This window comes from Deinococcus malanensis (genome assembly GCF_014647655.1).
Taxonomy (GTDB): domain Bacteria; phylum Deinococcota; class Deinococci; order Deinococcales; family Deinococcaceae; genus Deinococcus; species Deinococcus malanensis.
The window spans coordinates 1-17,177 of the sequence record NZ_BMPP01000034.1; the positions used below are offsets into that span (position 1 = coordinate 1).

Annotated in this window: 23 protein-coding genes and 2 pseudogenes; 11 read left to right on the forward strand and 14 right to left on the reverse strand. The window is 60.6% G+C overall.

What is annotated here, in order from left to right:
* Positions 1 to 131: 131 nt before the first annotated feature.
* A pseudogene (locus IEY49_RS22000) lies at positions 132 to 236 on the forward strand (IS630 family transposase); the annotation flags it as partial.
* 3 nt (positions 237 to 239) lie between these two features.
* Here the strand turns inward: IEY49_RS22000 and IEY49_RS20105 are convergent.
* From IEY49_RS20105 to IEY49_RS20130, 5 genes and pseudogenes are all read right to left on the reverse strand, one after another.
* On the reverse strand, positions 240 to 599 hold the full coding sequence (locus tag IEY49_RS20105) for a glycosyltransferase family protein (protein ID WP_189012041.1): 360 nt from the start codon (positions 597 to 599) through the stop codon (positions 240 to 242).
* A gap of 89 nt (positions 600 to 688) precedes the next feature.
* Positions 689 to 1,228, reverse strand: coding sequence for a DUF4142 domain-containing protein (locus IEY49_RS20110; RefSeq protein ID WP_189012042.1), 540 nt, complete (start codon positions 1,226 to 1,228; stop codon positions 689 to 691).
* Between the two features lie 287 nt (positions 1,229 to 1,515).
* Positions 1,516 to 2,384: pseudogene (locus IEY49_RS20120) on the reverse strand (IS3 family transposase).
* The gene (locus IEY49_RS20125) at positions 2,381 to 2,689 is read right to left on the reverse strand and encodes a transposase (protein ID WP_189012045.1); all 309 of its coding nucleotides are present in this window, start codon (positions 2,687 to 2,689) and stop codon (positions 2,381 to 2,383) included. Before IEY49_RS20125 ends, IEY49_RS20120 begins: the two are co-directional and overlap by 4 nt.
* Positions 2,690 to 3,552: 863 nt before the next feature.
* Positions 3,553 to 4,866 carry a S8 family peptidase gene (locus tag IEY49_RS20130; RefSeq protein ID WP_189012047.1) on the reverse strand — a complete coding sequence of 438 codons (1,314 nt, stop codon included), beginning with the start codon at positions 4,864 to 4,866 and terminating at the stop codon, positions 3,553 to 3,555.
* A 578-nt stretch (positions 4,867 to 5,444) separates the two neighbouring features.
* Here IEY49_RS20130 and IEY49_RS20135 point away from each other — a divergent pair.
* Positions 5,445 to 6,311: a GGDEF domain-containing protein gene (locus IEY49_RS20135; protein WP_189012049.1), complete on the forward strand. Its 867-nt coding sequence runs from the start codon at positions 5,445 to 5,447 to the stop codon at positions 6,309 to 6,311.
* 145 nt (positions 6,312 to 6,456) lie between these two features.
* Here the strand turns inward: IEY49_RS20135 and IEY49_RS20140 are convergent, their stop codons facing one another.
* Positions 6,457 to 6,759 carry a hypothetical protein gene (locus IEY49_RS20140; protein WP_189012051.1) on the reverse strand — a complete coding sequence of 101 codons (303 nt, stop codon included), beginning with the start codon at positions 6,757 to 6,759 and terminating at the stop codon, positions 6,457 to 6,459.
* A gap of 49 nt (positions 6,760 to 6,808) precedes the next feature.
* Positions 6,809 to 7,147, reverse strand: coding sequence for a diguanylate cyclase domain-containing protein (locus IEY49_RS20145; protein WP_189012053.1), 339 nt, complete (start codon positions 7,145 to 7,147; stop codon positions 6,809 to 6,811).
* A gap of 151 nt (positions 7,148 to 7,298) precedes the next feature.
* On the opposite strand from IEY49_RS20145, the gene IEY49_RS20150 reads away from it, so the two are divergent.
* The 3 genes from IEY49_RS20150 to IEY49_RS20160 all read left to right on the forward strand — a co-directional run bounded on the left by IEY49_RS20150 (position 7,299) and on the right by IEY49_RS20160 (position 9,958).
* On the forward strand, positions 7,299 to 8,696 hold the full coding sequence (locus IEY49_RS20150) for a UDP-glucose dehydrogenase family protein (protein WP_189012055.1): 1,398 nt from the start codon (positions 7,299 to 7,301) through the stop codon (positions 8,694 to 8,696).
* Entirely contained in the window at positions 8,693 to 8,791 is a 99-nt protein-coding gene (locus IEY49_RS20155) for an NAD-dependent epimerase/dehydratase family protein (protein WP_308424681.1), read from the forward strand. Before IEY49_RS20150 ends, IEY49_RS20155 begins: the two co-directional genes overlap by 4 nt.
* A gap of 390 nt (positions 8,792 to 9,181) precedes the next feature.
* On the forward strand, positions 9,182 to 9,958 hold the full coding sequence (locus IEY49_RS20160; RefSeq protein WP_189012057.1) for a hypothetical protein: 777 nt from the start codon (positions 9,182 to 9,184) through the stop codon (positions 9,956 to 9,958).
* Between the two features lie 301 nt (positions 9,959 to 10,259).
* Here IEY49_RS20160 and IEY49_RS20165 read toward each other — a convergent pair whose 3' ends face one another.
* From IEY49_RS20165 to tnpA, 3 genes are all read right to left on the reverse strand, one after another.
* On the reverse strand, positions 10,260 to 10,880 hold the full coding sequence (locus tag IEY49_RS20165) for a DoxX family protein (RefSeq protein WP_189012059.1): 621 nt from the start codon (positions 10,878 to 10,880) through the stop codon (positions 10,260 to 10,262).
* A gap of 69 nt (positions 10,881 to 10,949) precedes the next feature.
* The gene (locus tag IEY49_RS20170) at positions 10,950 to 11,072 is read right to left on the reverse strand and encodes a helix-turn-helix domain-containing protein (RefSeq protein WP_229780945.1); all 123 of its coding nucleotides are present in this window, start codon (positions 11,070 to 11,072) and stop codon (positions 10,950 to 10,952) included.
* Positions 11,073 to 11,105: 33 nt separating this feature from the next.
* Positions 11,106 to 11,363 carry an IS200/IS605 family transposase gene (tnpA, locus tag IEY49_RS20175; RefSeq protein ID WP_268239112.1) on the reverse strand — a complete coding sequence of 86 codons (258 nt, stop codon included), beginning with the start codon at positions 11,361 to 11,363 and terminating at the stop codon, positions 11,106 to 11,108.
* Between tnpA and IEY49_RS20180 the strand changes: the two genes are divergently transcribed.
* The 3 genes from IEY49_RS20180 to IEY49_RS20190 are packed head-to-tail and all read left to right on the forward strand — an operon-like array spanning position 11,362 to position 12,411.
* Positions 11,362 to 11,583 (forward strand): hypothetical protein, encoded by a 222-nt coding sequence (locus IEY49_RS20180; protein WP_189012061.1) that lies wholly within the window; start codon positions 11,362 to 11,364, stop codon positions 11,581 to 11,583. The genes tnpA and IEY49_RS20180 overlap by 2 nt on opposite strands.
* Before the next feature lie 56 nt (positions 11,584 to 11,639).
* Positions 11,640 to 12,212: a sulfite exporter TauE/SafE family protein gene (locus IEY49_RS20185; RefSeq protein ID WP_189012063.1), complete on the forward strand. Its 573-nt coding sequence runs from the start codon at positions 11,640 to 11,642 to the stop codon at positions 12,210 to 12,212.
* Positions 12,213 to 12,255: 43 nt separating this feature from the next.
* Positions 12,256 to 12,411 carry a response regulator gene (locus tag IEY49_RS20190; protein ID WP_189012065.1) on the forward strand — a complete coding sequence of 52 codons (156 nt, stop codon included), beginning with the start codon at positions 12,256 to 12,258 and terminating at the stop codon, positions 12,409 to 12,411.
* 119 nt (positions 12,412 to 12,530) lie between these two features.
* On the opposite strand, the gene IEY49_RS20195 is transcribed toward IEY49_RS20190, so the two are convergent.
* Positions 12,531 to 13,076: a hypothetical protein gene (locus IEY49_RS20195; protein WP_189012067.1), complete on the reverse strand. Its 546-nt coding sequence runs from the start codon at positions 13,074 to 13,076 to the stop codon at positions 12,531 to 12,533.
* 109 nt (positions 13,077 to 13,185) lie between these two features.
* On the opposite strand from IEY49_RS20195, the gene IEY49_RS20200 reads away from it, so the two are divergent.
* Positions 13,186 to 13,416, forward strand: coding sequence for a hypothetical protein (locus tag IEY49_RS20200; protein WP_189012069.1), 231 nt, complete (start codon positions 13,186 to 13,188; stop codon positions 13,414 to 13,416).
* 268 nt (positions 13,417 to 13,684) lie between these two features.
* Here the strand turns inward: IEY49_RS20200 and recA are convergent, their stop codons facing one another.
* Positions 13,685 to 14,761 carry a recombinase RecA gene (gene recA, locus IEY49_RS20205; protein WP_189012071.1) on the reverse strand — a complete coding sequence of 359 codons (1,077 nt, stop codon included), beginning with the start codon at positions 14,759 to 14,761 and terminating at the stop codon, positions 13,685 to 13,687.
* A gap of 112 nt (positions 14,762 to 14,873) precedes the next feature.
* Between recA and IEY49_RS20210 the strand changes: the two genes are divergently transcribed.
* Positions 14,874 to 15,413 carry a hypothetical protein gene (locus tag IEY49_RS20210; RefSeq protein ID WP_189012073.1) on the forward strand — a complete coding sequence of 180 codons (540 nt, stop codon included), beginning with the start codon at positions 14,874 to 14,876 and terminating at the stop codon, positions 15,411 to 15,413.
* Between the two features lie 35 nt (positions 15,414 to 15,448).
* Here the strand turns inward: IEY49_RS20210 and IEY49_RS22010 are convergent, their stop codons facing one another.
* Complete coding sequence (locus IEY49_RS22010) at positions 15,449 to 15,577, reverse strand: hypothetical protein (protein ID WP_189012074.1); 129 nt, start codon at positions 15,575 to 15,577, stop codon at positions 15,449 to 15,451.
* Positions 15,578 to 15,627: 50 nt separating this feature from the next.
* Between IEY49_RS22010 and IEY49_RS20220 the strand changes: the two genes are divergently transcribed.
* Entirely contained in the window at positions 15,628 to 16,560 is a 933-nt protein-coding gene (locus tag IEY49_RS20220) for an IS110 family RNA-guided transposase (RefSeq protein ID WP_189012076.1), read from the forward strand.
* Between the two features lie 218 nt (positions 16,561 to 16,778).
* On the opposite strand, the gene IEY49_RS20225 is transcribed toward IEY49_RS20220, so the two are convergent.
* Positions 16,779 to 17,069, reverse strand: a complete 291-nt coding sequence (locus IEY49_RS20225; RefSeq protein WP_189012078.1) for an SMI1/KNR4 family protein — start codon at positions 17,067 to 17,069, stop codon at positions 16,779 to 16,781.
* Between the last annotated feature and the right edge of the window lie 108 nt (positions 17,070 to 17,177).

Here is a 17,177-nt window from a genome sequence, read left to right on the forward strand (position 1 = left end):
GTGGCACCAGGATTACAACCAGGTTCGTCCGCACAGCTCTCTGGACAACCACGCACCTCAAACGTTCGCCCGCCTGGAGCGGGCAGGCTGAGTTACGATTCGATCGCAATTGGACTGGACCGACCGAGGGGGGAACCTCACTGGGGAACTGCTGTGCTTCCAACTTGGAGGAGCTCAAGGCCAGGTTGATCAGCGCATGGCAACGCGTACGGTACGTAGAGCTTCCACAGCACTTGCTATCAGAAAGTCAGCACCGTATAGCCTTCGCGCAACAAGGCAGGGAGGCTGGCATGCTGCTTGTGTTCGCTGAGCAGTGGAATTCCAGCCTGCTCAATGACGTCAAGTACACCGTGCGACCTGGCGCAGTACTTGCACGCACCCCGCACCTGAGGGCGCAGGCGTTCGAACAGCGGGTGCAGCCGACTGGCTGGATCAATGATCGCAGCGAGGCTATCCGTGCCACTACCGTCGAACACCACGGTCACCTCGTCGCCGGCTTCGGTGAGCTCCTCGGCCGTGCCGAGCGCGCGGTACACGCGGGCGCTGTCACGTCTGACATCTTCGAAAATTACGATGGCCACTTTGAGGGTCAGGGTCATAGGTTCTCCTTTCCGGGGGCGTGCAGTAGCACGGGGTAGCAGTGGGGGCGGCGGCCCCGTATGACCGCCGCCCCCGCCCGGCTGAAAAATTATTTCATCATGCCGTGGAGGCGTTCGGCTTCCATCAGATGCATGCGGATGACCGGAAGGTATTTGCGGGCCGCCGCGAGGGTTTGCGCGTCGCGTCCGACACTGAGGTACGACTCGAACATCGACACCGTGTGGCGGTGTCCCATGACCTGCATCATCATGTACATCCGGTCGAAGGCCATTCCGCTCATGGTGCTCAGCTTCTGGGCTTCCAGGCGGTGGCCTGAGCTGGGCATCTCCATGATTTTGACGCCCTTCATTGAGGCCATCATGCGCAATTCGTTCTGAGACATGGTGTGGTCCATGATCATGCGTTGTGCGAAGGCACGCACGTCGGCATTCATGGTCTTAGTGATGGCCATGCGCGACGTCATGATTTCCATGTGGTTGCTCATGGATGTGGCGTCCATCCACAGGACATCCGGGCTATTCGACATCATGGCCGTTGGCATCGTGGCGTTCATGCCGCCCTGCATACCGCCGGCGGAAGCAGGAGCGAGGAAGGCGAGGGTGGTGGCCAGTGCAAGTGCGTATTTCATACGTCTCCTTTTAGCGGTTCGTGGATCGTCCAGCTTGAAGCGCCGTTTTCCCAAACTAACGTTCGATCACTTCAGCGGTGTGCCAGATCCATAAACCTTCCCTGGGCACGGATTGATGCAAGGTTAAACTGAATGTCATACTGGGAGCGCCCTGGGCTTGCATGGAGCCCAGTGTGCATCACGGCCGCACAGCAAGGCACCGCTATAACTCTCGACGATGTTGCTATTGTCCCACCAAACCTGCTTGTCATGGACACCTTCTGAAATTGCAACACCTTGGTGGAAGGTCAGTTCGGGACGGGGGCTTGTTCCTCGAAGGCCACCGGCGAGCGGTAGCCCAGGGATGAGTGACGGCGCTGCCGGTTGTAGAAGACTTCAATCCATTCAAAAACCTCCGTTCTCGTCTGGGCGCGAGTTCCCCGTGCCTTACTCAGGTCATTTCTGTCTTGAGGGTGGCGAAAAAGCTTTCCTGAACGCTGTTGTCCCAGCAATTTCCCTTCCTGCTCATGCTCTGTACCGCCTCCAGGCGCTGTAAAGCTTGCCGGTAAGCGGCACTGGCATAGTGGCTGCCCCTGTCCGAATGGTGGAGCAAACCTGCGCCTGGTCGACGTCGGTTCAGGGCCATCTGCAAGGCTTCGGTGACCAGCAGGGTGTCGAGCCGGTCGTGCATCGCCCAGCCCACGATTTTCCGCGAGTACAGGTCCATCACGGTGGCCAGGTAGAGCCACCCTTCCATACAGGGCAAATACGTGATGTCCGTGGTCCATTTCTGGTTCGGCGCAGACGCATAAAAGTCACGATTGAGGATGTTTTCCGCCACTGGGGAGTTATCCTTCGATCGCGTTGTGGTGCGGAATTTCCGTTTGGAGCGAACCTCAAGGTTCGCTGCTTTCATCAGCCTTCCAATTCTGCGGCGACTGACCTGAAGCCCTGCCTCTTGAGCGAGATCCGCTTTCAGTCGAAGCGTGCCGTAGTTTTCCCGGCTCCGCTCAAAGTAGAACTTGATGTTCTCGCTCAGCACGGTGTCCTCTTGCGCATGATCACTCTCCGGCCTTCCTCGCCAGGCGTAATACCCGCTCAGGCTGACTTCCAGCATTCGACACATCCGCTCCACCGGGAATTCGTGGCGGTGATCGTCAATGAACTGGAAGATCAGGGCTGTTTGGCGAAGAAGGCCAGCGCCTTTTTCAAAATGTCCCGCTCCTGCCGGGTGACCTCCAGCTCGCGTTCAAGCGCTTTCAGGCGAGCTTCCTGGGCACTGAGCGCGGCGTTGCCGCGCCCAGTAAAGGCTGGGCGCCCCGCCTGATCCTGCTTCTCTTGCTGTTGTCGCCAACGAACGACGTAATGGGCGGGAATGCCCAGGTCACGGGCAACTTCAGCACAACTTTTTCCGGTTGTTTTAACGAGCTTGACGGCTTCCTGTTTGAATTCGGGCGAGTAGACTTCTCGGGCCTTGGACATGGTGACCTCTAGTGTCGGTCATCCCAATCTCACCCTCCACAAAACCGTAGCAACTTCATGTCCAGGTTGATCTGCCGCACGGAGGAGCATGACGGGGACATCGTTGTGGAGCTTTCAATGGTGGTTGTTCCTGATCGTGGTCCACATGCACAAGCGATGGCAGTCAGCGCGGACGGGGGGTTCCGGATGGTGAACAGCCGCCAGGACCTGTGGCCGGGAGAAACCTACGACGACCTCTCGGATGCGTATGCCTTCCTCCTCGTCACTAATCCTGTGCCTGCCTGGGGAATCACACTCAGGAAGTGGTCCGCGCGGCCAGAGGTCACTCACGCTGGCCGTGAAGGCGTGTACCGGCGACCGTCCGTAGGGAACCGGTGGCTGTGGTGGTTTGTAGGGGAGTCAGTGGAAATCATGCTCGAAGCTGAATCCCTGAACTCCCGGTGCCCGGAAATTTTCCGGATCGGACCAGCCACCACCACTGACCAAGGCAACGCAGTCCTGAATTAAAGTGCGCGGGCTCCCCGGGCGTGCGAGCTGCTGTTCCGTCCCCTGCCCCGTTACAGCCAACGCGGCTCTGCATATGGTGCCAACTCCTGTCGTGCAATGGGCTGGCCAATAGCGTCCGTTTGTACTCGGGTGGGTAGACACTTACGTTGTCCGATTGTAATTACACGTCAAGGCTCACTTTGAAAGCGGGAACGCGAACCGGCAGAAGGGTCGGATAACAGAAGAAGGGGAAAGCAGCGCCGTTAAGTACGGCGCCGGTAGGAGCAGAAAACAACCGCGTGGTCGCAATACGTTCGTCGGATCAGAGTGCGGGAAGTGTCAAGGTGAATTCCACCACGTCTACCGTTAGAAGTTCGTTACTTCAATGCAGCGCGGACTGCCGCGGTGGCATCCAGCAGCGGAAGGCCTGAGGAACTGTTCGCGGTGGACAGCAGCAGGGTCCGGGTTTGCGCAGCGCTGAGGTCAGGGTTGGCCGCGCGCATCAGGGCGGCCACGCCGCTGACCAGTGGCGCGGCTTCACTCGTCCCGGCGATGTGCGTATAGGCGTTGCCCGGAGCAAGCACCAGCATGTCCTGCTCAACCGTAGCTTCTGGGCAGCGTCCCCTCCCCGCGCCACCAGGAGCGACCAGGTCAAGACCTCTTTTAACCGTATCGTTCGGACGGGCGCTGTAGCACGCCAGAACGTCGTTCCGTGCTCCGACGGCACCGACAGCGATGACGTTCGGATTGCTGGCGGGGTAGTACACGCCCTCGTTACTGGTGTTCCCGGCGGCGGCGATCAGGACCGCGCTTCTGGCCGCGGTGTTCAGCGCGGCGTCCAGCGCGGCGTCGCCGGGATTGCCAGGGGTTCCTACGCTCATGTTGATGACTTTCGCTCCGCGCGCGAGCGCGGCGTTCAGGCCCTGCGTGAGCTTGGCTGTGGTGGTTCCGCCGGTCCCGTCGATGATTTTGATGGGCACCAGATTCCGGCCACTCCACGTCACGCCAGCCAGGCCTATTGCATTGTTGGTGGACGCACCAATCAGACCAGCGACCGCTGTGCCGTGGCCTGTCTCGTCGGTGGTCTCAGGCGTGCCCTGAAAAGACTGCCCTGGGAGGAGCCTGCCGTTCAGGTCAAGGTGGCTGGCATCGACACCTGAATCGAGCACAGCCGTGACCGCCGCGGTTGGTGTCTTGCCACAGCTTTGCAGGTATTCCCACGCCTGTGGCGCCTGGATGCGGTTCAGGTACGTCTGCGTGTACTTCGTGCCGGCCAAGGTGATACCGGTGTTGCCGGGGAAGCCCGGATCGTTCGGCATCGCGAGCGGGCGGTAGTGGAAGTCGGGCTGGACACGCAGTCCCGCGGCAGCCAGCGAGGCTGCGAACCCCCGGTCACTGGTGCGGGCGGGCGTGAAGGCAAGCGTGACGAGCGGAGTGAGTGCGTGCGTCGTGATTCCGCTGAGGACACCAAGTTTCTGCGCGTTCAGCTGGCCGCTGTCACCGACGATGAGAACTCGTCCTGCTATATGCGGAGCGTTCCAGTCAGGGGTGGGAATGACAGAAGGGAGTACGTTAGCCTCTTGCTGGGCTACTGGCGTGCACTTTCCGTCCGGGGTGTCCAGGTCTGAGCAGGCAGACAGCACCGCCGTGATCGCAAGGAGGGGGAAGCTAAGTCGCAGGAAACGATTCATGGTGCTTATAGCATGCCCCGTCGAAGGCGACCGTGCGGCCGAAGACCTCCTTACCCTGTTCAATCTCGGAGGCGTGACCGTGTCAAAGACCGAGTCGCGCGTTAATTTCCTGAAGTTCTGCAAGCACCTTGGCCAGCTGAGCTTCCAATTTTTTGCAGTTCGGGCAGGCGTCCTCGGAGATGTCCCTACTCTACCTGCTCAGCCAAGTCCATGCCCCCCGCTGAGCAGTTACGTTCGGCGCACTTAGGCCGGTATGGGCTGGTCCGCACCGTGCGCGGGTTCGGATACGCTCTGAAAGGATAAAGGGAGCCCTGAGAGGCCAGCGCATGGATGATCTCCTGGGTTCAGGCGGTGGGTGAAAGCCACACGGTGAGTTCGGCGGAGCTCACGAGGTGTGAATGCCTCGCCGGTTTTGGGGATCAAGTGCCAACTGGTCGGGTCGTTGAGGATGCTGTTCTGGCGGAGAGACATGACTTAAAGAATTTCTTCATTTGGGGGGCACTCTCCCTTCATATTGAGAGGTTGCGTAACAAGTGAGGTTCAGCTGTCTGGTATTGCTATCTACACTTATGACGTTTGTGCTGGTACCTCGGGAAAGACCTTCCCCGCAGCCTGAGGAAGGGTTGCTGCTCCGGCTGGCCGCCGCCAGATCGCGGCAGGAAGTGCTCAACCACCTCCTGGAGGGCATGCCCGGCTTGCGTGGGCTTGCCCTCTGGGGAGAGGACGGTACACGTCTGATCGCCTGGGCAGGCGAACGTCAGGAGCATCCTGCAGACCTGATGACCATGTCGGACGAGCCTGAATACTGGCTTAGCCCCGTTCCGGCCATCATCTTTCCACCCGAAATTCTCGCGGTAGCAGAGCTCCGGCTCCTGTACCTGGACGCCCAGGAAACGAGTGTCCGCTTAGGCAACAATCTGGCCACGCTGACTGCTGCGGCTAAAACAGATGCCTTGACAGGGCTGCCCAACCGGCATGCCCTTGAAGCAGATCTAAAACGCGTCGAGGCCGCAGGCAACCCCTTTGCGGTGGTGTTCATCGATCTCGATGGCTTTAAAGCCATCAATGACCGGTATGGTCATGCCCTGGGGGATTCCCTGCTCAAGGGCTACGGGTTATGGCTTTGCCGGGTCACTGGCCCGTGGGGCCGGGTGTACCGAATGGGCGGCGACGAATACCTGCTGCTGATGACAGATTTTCCGGGGCCTCCTGAAGATTTTCAGGTTTGGGCCCACGAACGCCTGCAGATTCCTTTTGTCGATGGGGTCAGTGCGAGTATCGGCATCGCTTGGCGGCACGAGCACACGTCCATCAGTGAAGTGATGCGTCTGGCTGACCTGCGTATGTATCAGGCCAAAGCGGCGCGTTCAGGACGCTCAGACGCCCGGCAGACCGACAGGCGAACTGCCCACTCGGCTGTGACCCAGGGGAATGGTGTGGGGTGACCCCTAGGCGGGAAGGACACGCGGAAGAAGCTTCATCACGTATGGCTTCTGCACCCAAGGTCGGCGAAGGCAGGAGCCTAGACTGAGCATCAACGCTCCGGAGGTCGCCTTGACGCTATAGGACCTGGGTTGCCAGGAGCAGACCTTAATTCTGTTCTCTAGCGGCACTGACAGTAGTTGGGAAGCCGGACATGTGCTCGGGCGGCCGGACAACGTGGGCATGTAATCCTCGCTGGTTAGTTAGGGTTGCACCTGTCAGTTGCACACTTATTTCAAGCGCCCGGTTGATGATGCCCATGTCACTCACCAGCTGGCAAATATCCTCTGTCCGTTCCAGGCTCGACCGGCTCTGTAGTTCGGACAGGCGATCCAGTAGCGGCTGATCACCCAGTTCACGTGCTAGTGTCTGGGCCGTTTCGATCACACGTGTCAGCAATGCTGCAGTCATATACGAAGCATATGGTCCTCATTCTCACACTGCTCTTATACAGGAGCACCTAAACAGGCCTTGGGTACTTGAACCCATCGAGATTCAGCATCACAACAGCCACGTGCGTGTTGTGCCGTTCGGCCTGTTGGAGGGTCACTTCCGCGTAATTGAGGAAACTGGTGCGGTTGGCCAGGCCCGTCAGGCCATCATGATTCGCGGTGTGGGAGCTGCGCTGCTTTGCTTTTCTCTGACGAACTGGATCAATGCTAGGCCAGAACCCACTGCGCCGCCGCAGGGTCTGGCGTCTCGATGACCAGGCGGCGCTGAGCGGCAAGCGTTTCGTTTCATAGGAGCCGCAGCGCTGTCCAGCATGTATTTGCATCTTCAAGACCGTTTCTGTCTTCACCTGTTCTTCACTGTCGACTGTGCAACGCTACATGCATCAGGGAGTGTCTTTTGCAGGGGGACTATTTACTTATTTTTAGCGCATGCCTTTTTAAGGTGAGCCACGTCAGGATACCAAGATATCCAACTTTTCCATTCAGGAGGATCAGAAGATGCAGGATACAAAAGCGTTGCAAGTGGCGGTTGTCGGGACTGGATACGTAGGGCTCGGGACCGCCATCATGCTGGCGTACCTGGGTCATCAAGTTGTCGGCCTTGATGTGGATCAGGAAAAAGTGGAAATGCTGCAACGCGGGGAACTGCCTATCTATGAACCCCACCTGGACCAACTGCTGCAAGACAGTTCGTCTCGCCTACGCTGGACGACCGATTATGCCAGCGCAATCCCGAACGCTGACGTCATTTTTATCTGCGTCGGCACGCCGCCGCTGCCCGGCGGCCAGCCGAACCTGGCGTACGTGGCTGACGCTGCACAAAGCATCGCCCAAAACCTCAATGGCAAGCTGCAGGTGGTCGTAAACAAAAGCACCGTACCTGTCGGTACGGGGGACTGGGTCGCACGCCTGATCGAGGAATACGCCATCGACTATCATGCCAACCGCTACCTGGTGGTGAGCAACCCGGAGTTCCTCCGCGAAGGCACTGCGCTCGGCGACAGCCTGTATCCGGACCGCATCGTGCTGGGCAGCGACAGCCCGGCAGGCATCGATCGGCTCGTAGAGCTGTACCAGCCACTGCTCGACCAGCAGTTCGAGGCTCCGGCGTATGTGCCGCGGCCCGACGGGTACACGACCCCACAACTGGTGACCACCAGCCTCAGCAGCGCTGAGATGATCAAGTACGCCGCCAACGCCTTTCTGGCACTCAAGATCAGCTTCGCCAACGAGATCGCCGGCCTGTGCGAATGCGTCGACGCTGATATTCAGGAAGTCACGCGCGGCATCGGGTACGATCAGCGCATCGGTCCTCAATTTCTGTCAGCCGGAGCAGGCTGGGGCGGAAGCTGCTTCGGCAAGGATACCGCTGCGCTGATCAGCATTGGCCGTGAATACGGGTACACCATGCCGATTCTGACGGCGGCAGTGGAGGTCAACCAGCGTCAGCGTCAGGTAGTGATCTCCAAACTGCAGCAGCACCTGCACCGTCTCAAGGGCAAGCGTGTGGCTGTGCTGGGCATGGCTTTCAAGCCCAACACCGACGATCTGCGCGACGCGCCCGCTCACGACTGCATAGCCCGGCTGGCCGACCTTGGCGTGCAGGTGGTTGCGCATGACCCGGTGGCCATGCCGCGCGCCCGTCAGGAATGGGGTCACCTGCGCTACCAGGAAGCCGCGTCAGCTGCAGAGGCGATGCGCGGCGCGGACGCGGTGATCATCATGACCGAGTGGGACGAGTACCGCCAGATCGACTGGTCGAGCGCCCCGCGCGGGATGCGGAACAGCCTGGTGATCGACACCCGGCACGTGGTTCCCGACAACTGCACCATGGGAGTGGTCGAGCGTATTGGCAGGCGCCTTACTGATCCTCTGGCCATGCAGGTCCCCGCATGAAAATCCTGGTGACCGGCAGCGCCGGATTTGTTGGCAGTCACCTGACCGAACGCTTTCTCCAGGAAGGTCACCAGGTCGTGGGGGTAGACAGGTAATGCTCCAGGAAATTCTTCAAAAATCATCCGCTCACTTCCGAGGGTAAGGCACTCTGGAGGGAAATCATGGCAATGCAACGGGCGCCCTTCATCCGCAGCGGATCGAGCCTGTTGCGCCGCTGTACACCCCAAGCGCCACAAAGACCTGCCATTACAGCCTCGAGGGTGTGGGAACGGCGTTCGAGGATGGCCTGGTTCTGGACGGGTACCCGTGGTTTCCGGAGTTCCGCAGGACCGTAGCCGTTTCGAACGTCTCCACAAGGTGCATGTGCCTGTACGACTTCCCATGGAAACACGCTCTAGAAACGCTCAAATGCTCCCAGTGGCGTCCGCCACCCGCACGCACGAAGCTACAGGCACCTTCACCGCCAAACTTCCGGAGGATTTCACATGCGCGCACTCATCCGCCTGGCCGCCCTACTCACGTTCATTCTCAGCTTCACCCTCAGCGCCTGCGGCCAAACGTCCGCCGTGGAGAGCGCCCCCACCATCGAAACGCAGCGCCAGAGTGCCGGCAGCGTCACGCTCGCCACCTCCGACGTCACTGTACGCCTGAAAGACAGCATCACCGTTCCCGTCACCATCACCATGCCCAGAAACACCAAAGGGCCCGTTACCCTGCGTTTCGACGCCCTCAGCGAACCCAGCGGCGCCACCCTCAGTGCACCCACCGTGGACGCTCCGCGCGGAGGCAGCGTGACCGTGCCCGTCACCATCACCGGTGAACGGACCCTGATAGGGGTCAGCGCATACCGCGTCACTGCCCTTGCCGGCACCACCGTCATCGGCAGCGCCGACCTGAGCGTGAACGTCACGCACGTGAACGTCACGTTCACCTTCGAACCTGGCGAGGTCAGCGCACCCGGAAGTTCCACCGTGAACCTCATCGTGGTCGTGAACGCCGACTCGCATAAGATCCTGCCGTTCACCGTGCAGCCTGTTATGCGTTTCAGCAGCGATTACGGCGACCTCACCAATCCTGGCGCCACCTACACCGTCACGGAACTGCCTGCACGGATTCCTGTGTCGTTCACCTTCAGTGACTCCAGCACCCTCTCCGTGAACGCGATCAAGTTCGACGTGATGTTCGGCGGGCTCCAGGCGCTCGGCGCGACGTACCAGCCGCGTTACCTGAACGCCAACTTCATCTGGAACGTGCAACGCTGACCCACTCCTGAACGTTCGTCGCGCTGATTTGTGGCGCGGCGCACGTGTCACGTACCGAGTGGGTCCCGTCGGCCCTCACCGCCAGCAGGCACTCCACGTTCATCCGCTGTTGAGATCAGGCTTGAGGCGACCCTCTGGATGCCAAGGTTGACGGCAGGAGGCCGCTCTCCTTCAAGTCAAGCCCCACAGGCTGCGCACCTGTGGGGCTTGATATTTTTCCATTGCCGAAGCGCAGTCATCTGCGGCACCCATGTCAGCTGAATGGGCCTGCCTGAACCAGCGTGCGTCCGGTCGACCAGCCTCAGGGTTCACGATGAAAACGGCGGCGAAACCTCTGGTGAAGGGCTTGCGTACGCTCAGCAGTGTCGGCCGCCCGGGCGTCCATGATGAGTTTCCCTCCTCGTGCTGTGGCACCTACCACCAGCCCAGCCGACATCAGTACCAGGTTCTTGACGATGTACTGGCCTTCCAGGTTAGGTACCCAGGGCACAACAGTGAAGGTCTCCTGGGGAAAAAATACCAGAGGCAGGAAGGTTCCAGCCATCTGTGCGAATAGCAGCAGCAAGGTCAAGCGCAGGAACTGGCCGGTCAGTAACCCCAGCCCAATGGCGCATTCCCAGATGGCCAGCACCGGCAGGCTGACGCCCGGGGGCACAGCACCAAAGGTCAGGACGGAGATAGTCCGGGTCGCAAGACCTTCGGCGGAACTCACTCCCGGGAAGAACTTCTGCACCCCGAACCAGAAGAAAATGATCCCGAGGGATAGGCGCAGCAACGTAATGCCATGTTGTGCCCACCAACCAATCAACCGGGCATCCAGGAGATTCAGTTGAGCGCCAATCTGCGATTTGCCCTCGGTCGTCAGAAGGGACTGGGGGCGGATTGGTCCTGCGCTGCGGTCAGTGGGTTCAATGCTGCTCATTCAGGCCTCCAGCAGGAAGAAGTCGAAATCCATTCCTGGTCTGACCGGGTATATGCGGTAAGGGCGGATTCAGATGTTTGGGCGTTCCTGCAACGCCGCGTTGTACAGGCTGCGGCATAGACGCAACTGTTCGTTCAGCGCGGCTTCCTGCGCCTTCGTGGGGTTGAGTCGGTATCTGAAGGCTTTCAGCATTCAGGCCCTCGTCTTCTGTTCCGCGATGTACCGCTAAATGACTTCCGCGCTAACGTTGCCCGCCGTGCTGACCCAGTAGTTCCGAGTCCACAGGGACGGCATGGTTTGCAGCTTCGAGAACTCCTGCCGCAGGACGCGGGAGGTGAACCCCTTGAGGGCGTGCATCACCTGGGTAGGCGACACATCCGGGTCGGTGCCGAGGAACAGGTGAACGTGGTTGGGCATGATTTCCAGCGCCACGATGGTGATGCCGATCGCGCGAACCACCGAAGCGTACTGGCTGCCGAACATGCTGGCCGCTCATGGGTTCATCAAGTCCATTTCAGGTCGCGGGTACAAACAGCTCGGGAAGGAAAGCATGGCGCCCGGGCACGACATGTACGCGTTCGAGCGTGGGAGCACAAAGCTGATGGTGATCGCGCAGCATTACGACCGCTCGGGGATTATTTCCTTCACGAGCAAAGCGTTGCCCACGACCGTCCTGCTGACGGTGGTCACCAGCGCGAAGTAGGTACTCCCCTGTCCACGGCCAATCAGCTGCTGTCCCTCAGGCACTTGCGCGCGGACATGAAGCCGCTGCGCGAGTGGTGGCGTGCTGGGCCCGCGCCCTACCTGCTCGGCGGGATGACGGGCGTGCCAGCTGGATTATGGATGCTGTACAACCTCCCAGGCGTCACCCTGACGGTCACGTTCGGAGCCTTCCTGTGCGTGTACGCCCTGTACTCGATCTTTAAACCCGACACCCTGGCGTTGACCCTGCCCTCCGGTCCTGCGGCGGCCGTGAGTGTCGGTGCCCTGGGCGGCGTGATCGGTGGCTTCACGGCCTTTCCCGGAGCGGTCGTGGTGGTATGGGCTGGACTGACACGCCTGTCCAAAGCGGACACCCGCGCGGTCGTGCAGCCGTACATCCTGGGGATGCAGCTGCTGTCCCTGACCGTGCTGGCTGTGACCCAGCCGTGGACCTTCGGGCCTTCTTTCTGGCATCTGGGTGTTCTGGCGCTGCCGTTCGTGTTGGGGTGCACTTTGATGGGGTTGCGGTTGTACTGCCAGTTGTCGGATTTCAACTTTCGGCGGGTGACATTCCTGCTGCTCGGCTCGTCGGGGATCGGCATCCTGATCAAAAGCCTGCCCGCTTTTTAGGTCCGCTGAATCACGACTTCACTCGGGCGGGCTGAGCTTTTTGATGCTGACGACCTCCAGCGCGCAAAGTGACATCACGCAGGCGGACACCCTGCACGCAAGCTCATACCTGGTGATGTCATCCGCGTTCGTTACCTTTCTGGAGCAGGTGGAGACGTTCCTGAAGTACTGGCAGGCAAACAGCGTGTCGAACAGTTGAAGGCGGGTGATTGGGCGTAGGCCCCGTGTGGGTGCCTGCGCCTTCCCTGACGTATCTACGGGCGCGGACGGAAAGTCGGCCACCCTCCCCTCTGATGAGGTCGGCTGCTGTCCGGAACGTCAGAAGGTCTTGCGCGTAACCGGAATGCTGACGGTGCCGTGCTCGGTCGGGCACACCGCGAACCCTTTTCTCTGGAGGAGGGAGCATCTGAAGTTGAAGGTCAGGAAGTCGTCGCTGACGTACATCACGTTGCCCTTGACGAAAGGAGGGGCCATCAGCGCGGCCATCCCTGCGACGCGGGTCTGGCCTTGCGCGTCGACCCACTGGCGGGTGTGCAGCGTGCCGCTGCCGGCGACGAACTGGAGCATCAGGTTGTCCGGGCCGGCGGGCACCTTGAACCACGAGCCCTGCGGGCGGTCGAGGTTCTCACGGCCTGGGTACCAGATCACCTCGCGCACCAGCGGATGCGGAGCCTGGACGGAAGCGCGGGTGACCTTGGCTGCCGAGCGGATGAACGCGTCAATGTCCACGTATTTCGTGTCTTTCTTGGGCGTGATGGCTGCGCCGGTCGCCTTGAGATTGGCCGGGAGGTGAAAGCCGGTGGACACGGCAGCCAGGGCCACGCCTCCAGTCAGGGCGGCGGTCAGCAGCAGGCGTCTGGTCATACCTTCATGCTAACCCAATCTTATTCTCACGAATAGCTGGGTTCCACTTGAAGAGCATCCCCCTTCCGGTACGCCAGGCCATAAGTGACCCCTCTGGTAGGCTGGAGGGGTGCTCAAAGACGATATGGCGATTCACGCTGGCATTCCCGAAAAGGCCGTGAAAGCCGCACTGCAAAAGCTGGACGAAGCCGACGAAGGCGTCACCTGGGACCTGAGAAAAACCCGGGCGGGTCGCCCGATCAAAGTGTACTTCGAAGCCCAGAGCATGGCGCAAATCCACGCGGCCAAAAAGCGCCTCGAGCAAATCCTGGGTGACGCAGGCTTCGACCTGTACCCCTGATCTCATCAGCCAGAGCTTGTTGAAGGAAAAAGCCCTGCGGCGCGGCAGGGCAGGGAACCGCCTTCACTCGGGCGGGCTGAGAGCTTTTTGATGCCTCAGGTTACGCCGTGCGCCCTGACACGAGTGTCACCGCGGGTTCCTCAGGGGAGGAATGCGGGCCTATCAGCGGGACACAGCTCCCGGTACCGCATGCCCAGCCTGAGGGCCAGGAGGCGGAGTACAAAAAAGCCCCGGACGCAGAGATCCGGGGTATGTCGTCGCGTGACTTTCAGGCTGTGATTGCGGGGTCGGCGTCATGGGTCTGGGCGGCCGGGCCGCCGCGCATCAGTTCGAGCACCCGCGCGCGGATCTCCTCGAGCAGGTCGGGCCGCTCACTCAGGAAGGCCACCGCTTTTTCTTTGCCCTGACCGATGCGCTCGTCGTTGTACGAGTAGAAGCTCCCCGCTTTCTTGATGACCTCGAAGTTCGTCGCCAGGGTCACCAGGTCGTCCATCGCGTCGAACCCGTGACCGTACCGCAGAGTCAGTTCGACTTCCTTGAAGGGTGGGGCGATCTTGTTCTTGACGGTCTTGATCTTCACGCTGTGTGACACGGCGACATTGTTTTCCATGTTCGACTTACCGCCCATCTTGCGCACGTCGATGCGGACTGAAGCGTAGAACTTCAGGGCCTTGCCGCCGGTGGTGGTCTCAGGGTTGCCGTACATCACACCGATCTTCTCGCGCACCTGGTTGATGAAGATCGCGGCGGTATTGGTTTTCGAAAGAATACCGGTGAGTTTGCGCAGGGCCTGGCTCATCAGGCGGGCCTGCAGGCCGGGCAGGCTGTCGCCCATCTCGCCTTCAATTTCCGCGCGCGGGGTGAGTGCCGCGACCGAATCGACAACCACGACATCTACGGCGCCAGAGCGGATCAGCAGTTCCATGATCTCCAGGGCCTGTTCGCCATTGTCGGGCTGGGAGACCAGCAACTCGTCGGTATTCACCCCCAGGGCGCGGGCATACACCGGGTCCAGGGCGTGCTCGGCGTCGATAAAGGCGCAGGTCCCGCCGGCTTTCTGGCTCTGGGCGATGATGCTCAGGGCGAGGGTGGTCTTGCCGCCGGATTCAGGACCATAGATTTCGGTGATGCGGCCTTTGGGAATACCGCCGACGCCCAGGGCCACGTCGAGGCTGAGGCTGCCGGTGCTGATGGCCTGGATGTCGAGTTTGCTGTTGGCGCCGAGCTTCATGATGCTGCCTTTGCCGAAGGCTTTTTCGATCTGACTCATGGCGGTGTCGATGGCTTTGGTGCGCTCGGCGGCATCACTGGGGGCGGTGACGCCTTTGGGGTTGTCTTTGCTCATGAGGTCTCCAGGGGGTGAAGTTTGTTGGAACGTAGGTTATTCCGCCTGCGTTATGATTTCAACGTAATCCTAGCAGAGTGTTCAACCATCTCACTCCGGACCAGGTGCCCACATGCCTCCAATGCCTCCCACACTGGCTGACGATCCCTACCCGCACGCGGCGTACCTCGCCGTGACCGCGGACGGTGAAGTCATTGGCGCGGCGCAGGGACATCCGGGAAGCACACTGGTGCTGCACTTCATGCCTGACCTTGCGAGCGGTCCGGCTCAGTTCACGCTGCGGCCGCACAACGTGCCGGCTGGCCGTCAGGCACCGGCACTGGTGTGCCTCACCTCCCAGGGAGTCCCGGCAGTCGCGCGGCAGAAACGCGGGGGTCACTTCGTCGTGACGTGTTACGCCGAACGTCCGAGCCGGTTGAGTTTTGACGCGGTGTATGAAGCGTGGATCTGGAAACGCCTGCAGTTCATGGCCGCGAGCCCTGAAAATGCAGCCCGTCTCGCTGCTGGTGCAGCACACGGGTCGGGAGGGGAGGGTTCACGCCCATCTTCAGGAGACCACCGGGGCGCGTCCATGCCCTTGCTTCCCTTCCCTCTGCCGGCCTTCACTCCGCACCGGCCATGTCCACGCGGCCAGCGCAGCCCGTGTCCCTGACTGACCTGCCGACAGCTGGCGGGCCAAGCGTGGCTTCAGCGGAAGTACATCTGGACGGCGTCCTGACGACTCCCATTCTTCTCGTAAATGCGGCGCATGGGGTGGTTGCCCTGCTCAGTCCCGCCCCCGTGCATGGTGAACCGTTCGGCCGCGCGGGCCAGCATGTGCGCGTGGAGGCGCGTACCGTAGCCTTGACCTCGGGCGTCCGGGATTGATGTCTCAAAAAGCCCGTCTGGATGTGATGGTGATCCCCACGGGTGAACGGCTGGCCGTCTCGAATGATCCGGACGGCCTGGCCACACTGGTCCAGCAGTTGAGTCTTGAAGCACCGACTCTGGTGGTCTGTGAAGCCACGGGAGGGTGGGAACGTCCCCTGGTGGCGGCCTGTGTCGAGGCTGGGCTTCCCATTAGGACGCTCAACCCGTGGCAGGTTCGTGATTTCGCGAAGGCGACGGGGCGGCTGGCCAAAACGGATCAGATCGACGCCCAGGTGCTGGCTTGTTTTGCGCAGGCGATTCGGCCAGAGGTCCGTCCGGTGAGTGATGCCGCCACGCGGCATCTGCAAGCCCTGGTCCGCCGCCGACGACAGCTGGTTGGGTGGATGACGGCGGAGCGCAATCAGTTGAGCAGCTGCCAGGATGACCGGATCCGGTCATCCATTTCAGGACTCCTGGCACACCTGGCTGACCTGTGCGCCGCCCTGGAACGTGATCTCTTGCAAGCGGTCAAAGGAGATCCACTGTGGGGGCACCACTTCGAATTGCTCTGCAGTGCTCCTGGGGTGGGTCCCATCGTGGCCGTCACGCTGATTGCTGCCTTGCCGGAACTGGGTCAGCTGTCTCGCCGCGAGGTGACAGCACTGGTCGGTGTGGCGCCCTTCAACCAAAACAGTGGCCAACGACGTGGTCAACGAGGCATCTGGGGCGGACGAGCAGAACTCAGAACCACCCTCTATATGGCCACCCTGGTGGCCATCCGGTTCAATCCAGCGATCCGGGCCTACTACGAACAACTGCTCGACCGGGGGAAACGGAAAATGGTGGCTTTGATTGCGTGCGTGCGCAAGTTGCTGGTGTGCCTCAATGCCATGCTCAAGACCGAGCAACCCTGGCGTCATCCGGTGCCTCCAGCCGTGCTCCTACGCTGAGGGGACCGATTCCGAAGTGAGCCTCAGAGCTCGTCTTGATCCGAGCAGGATCTCTGGTTTGGAATCGGTCTTCTCATGCTGTATGTGGCCCTGCCGTCTGTTCTCCAAGGCGCAGACGCGATCTGGCGCGCTGCTCAGCGCCATGTCGCGTCTGTGGCACCTGCTTTTCCAGCGTCTCTCTTGACTTCCAAGACAGCTGCTATTCGAGGTCAGTCACCTCAGGTGCGGTCTGAGTGGACGACCCATTCAAAGGCTGGGAATTCTCCGAGGACGGATTCAATCAGTTCGTACCGCCCTTGAGTTAATCCCTGATTCAAATCGTCAAAGAAGGCTGCGAGATCTGAGTAGGTGCGTATGGTGCCGTACTCAGCGTCTTCAATGGTCACCTGGCTTCCATCGATCAGGACGTAGCCGCCACCACCATCTTCACATAGAGGAATGCGCTGACCAAGAGTGTCTTGAAGTCTGTGTTGCGTCTGCAGAACTCCACTGTGATCCAGCATGGTCATGCCAAAAAAAACTATGACGGCAAAGGGAGCTTGACGAGGCGCTCCTCGAGATCCAGCAAGTAGGGTTCGGGATCACGCCGGAAGCGTAACTGCTTGCGGCGCCGCTCA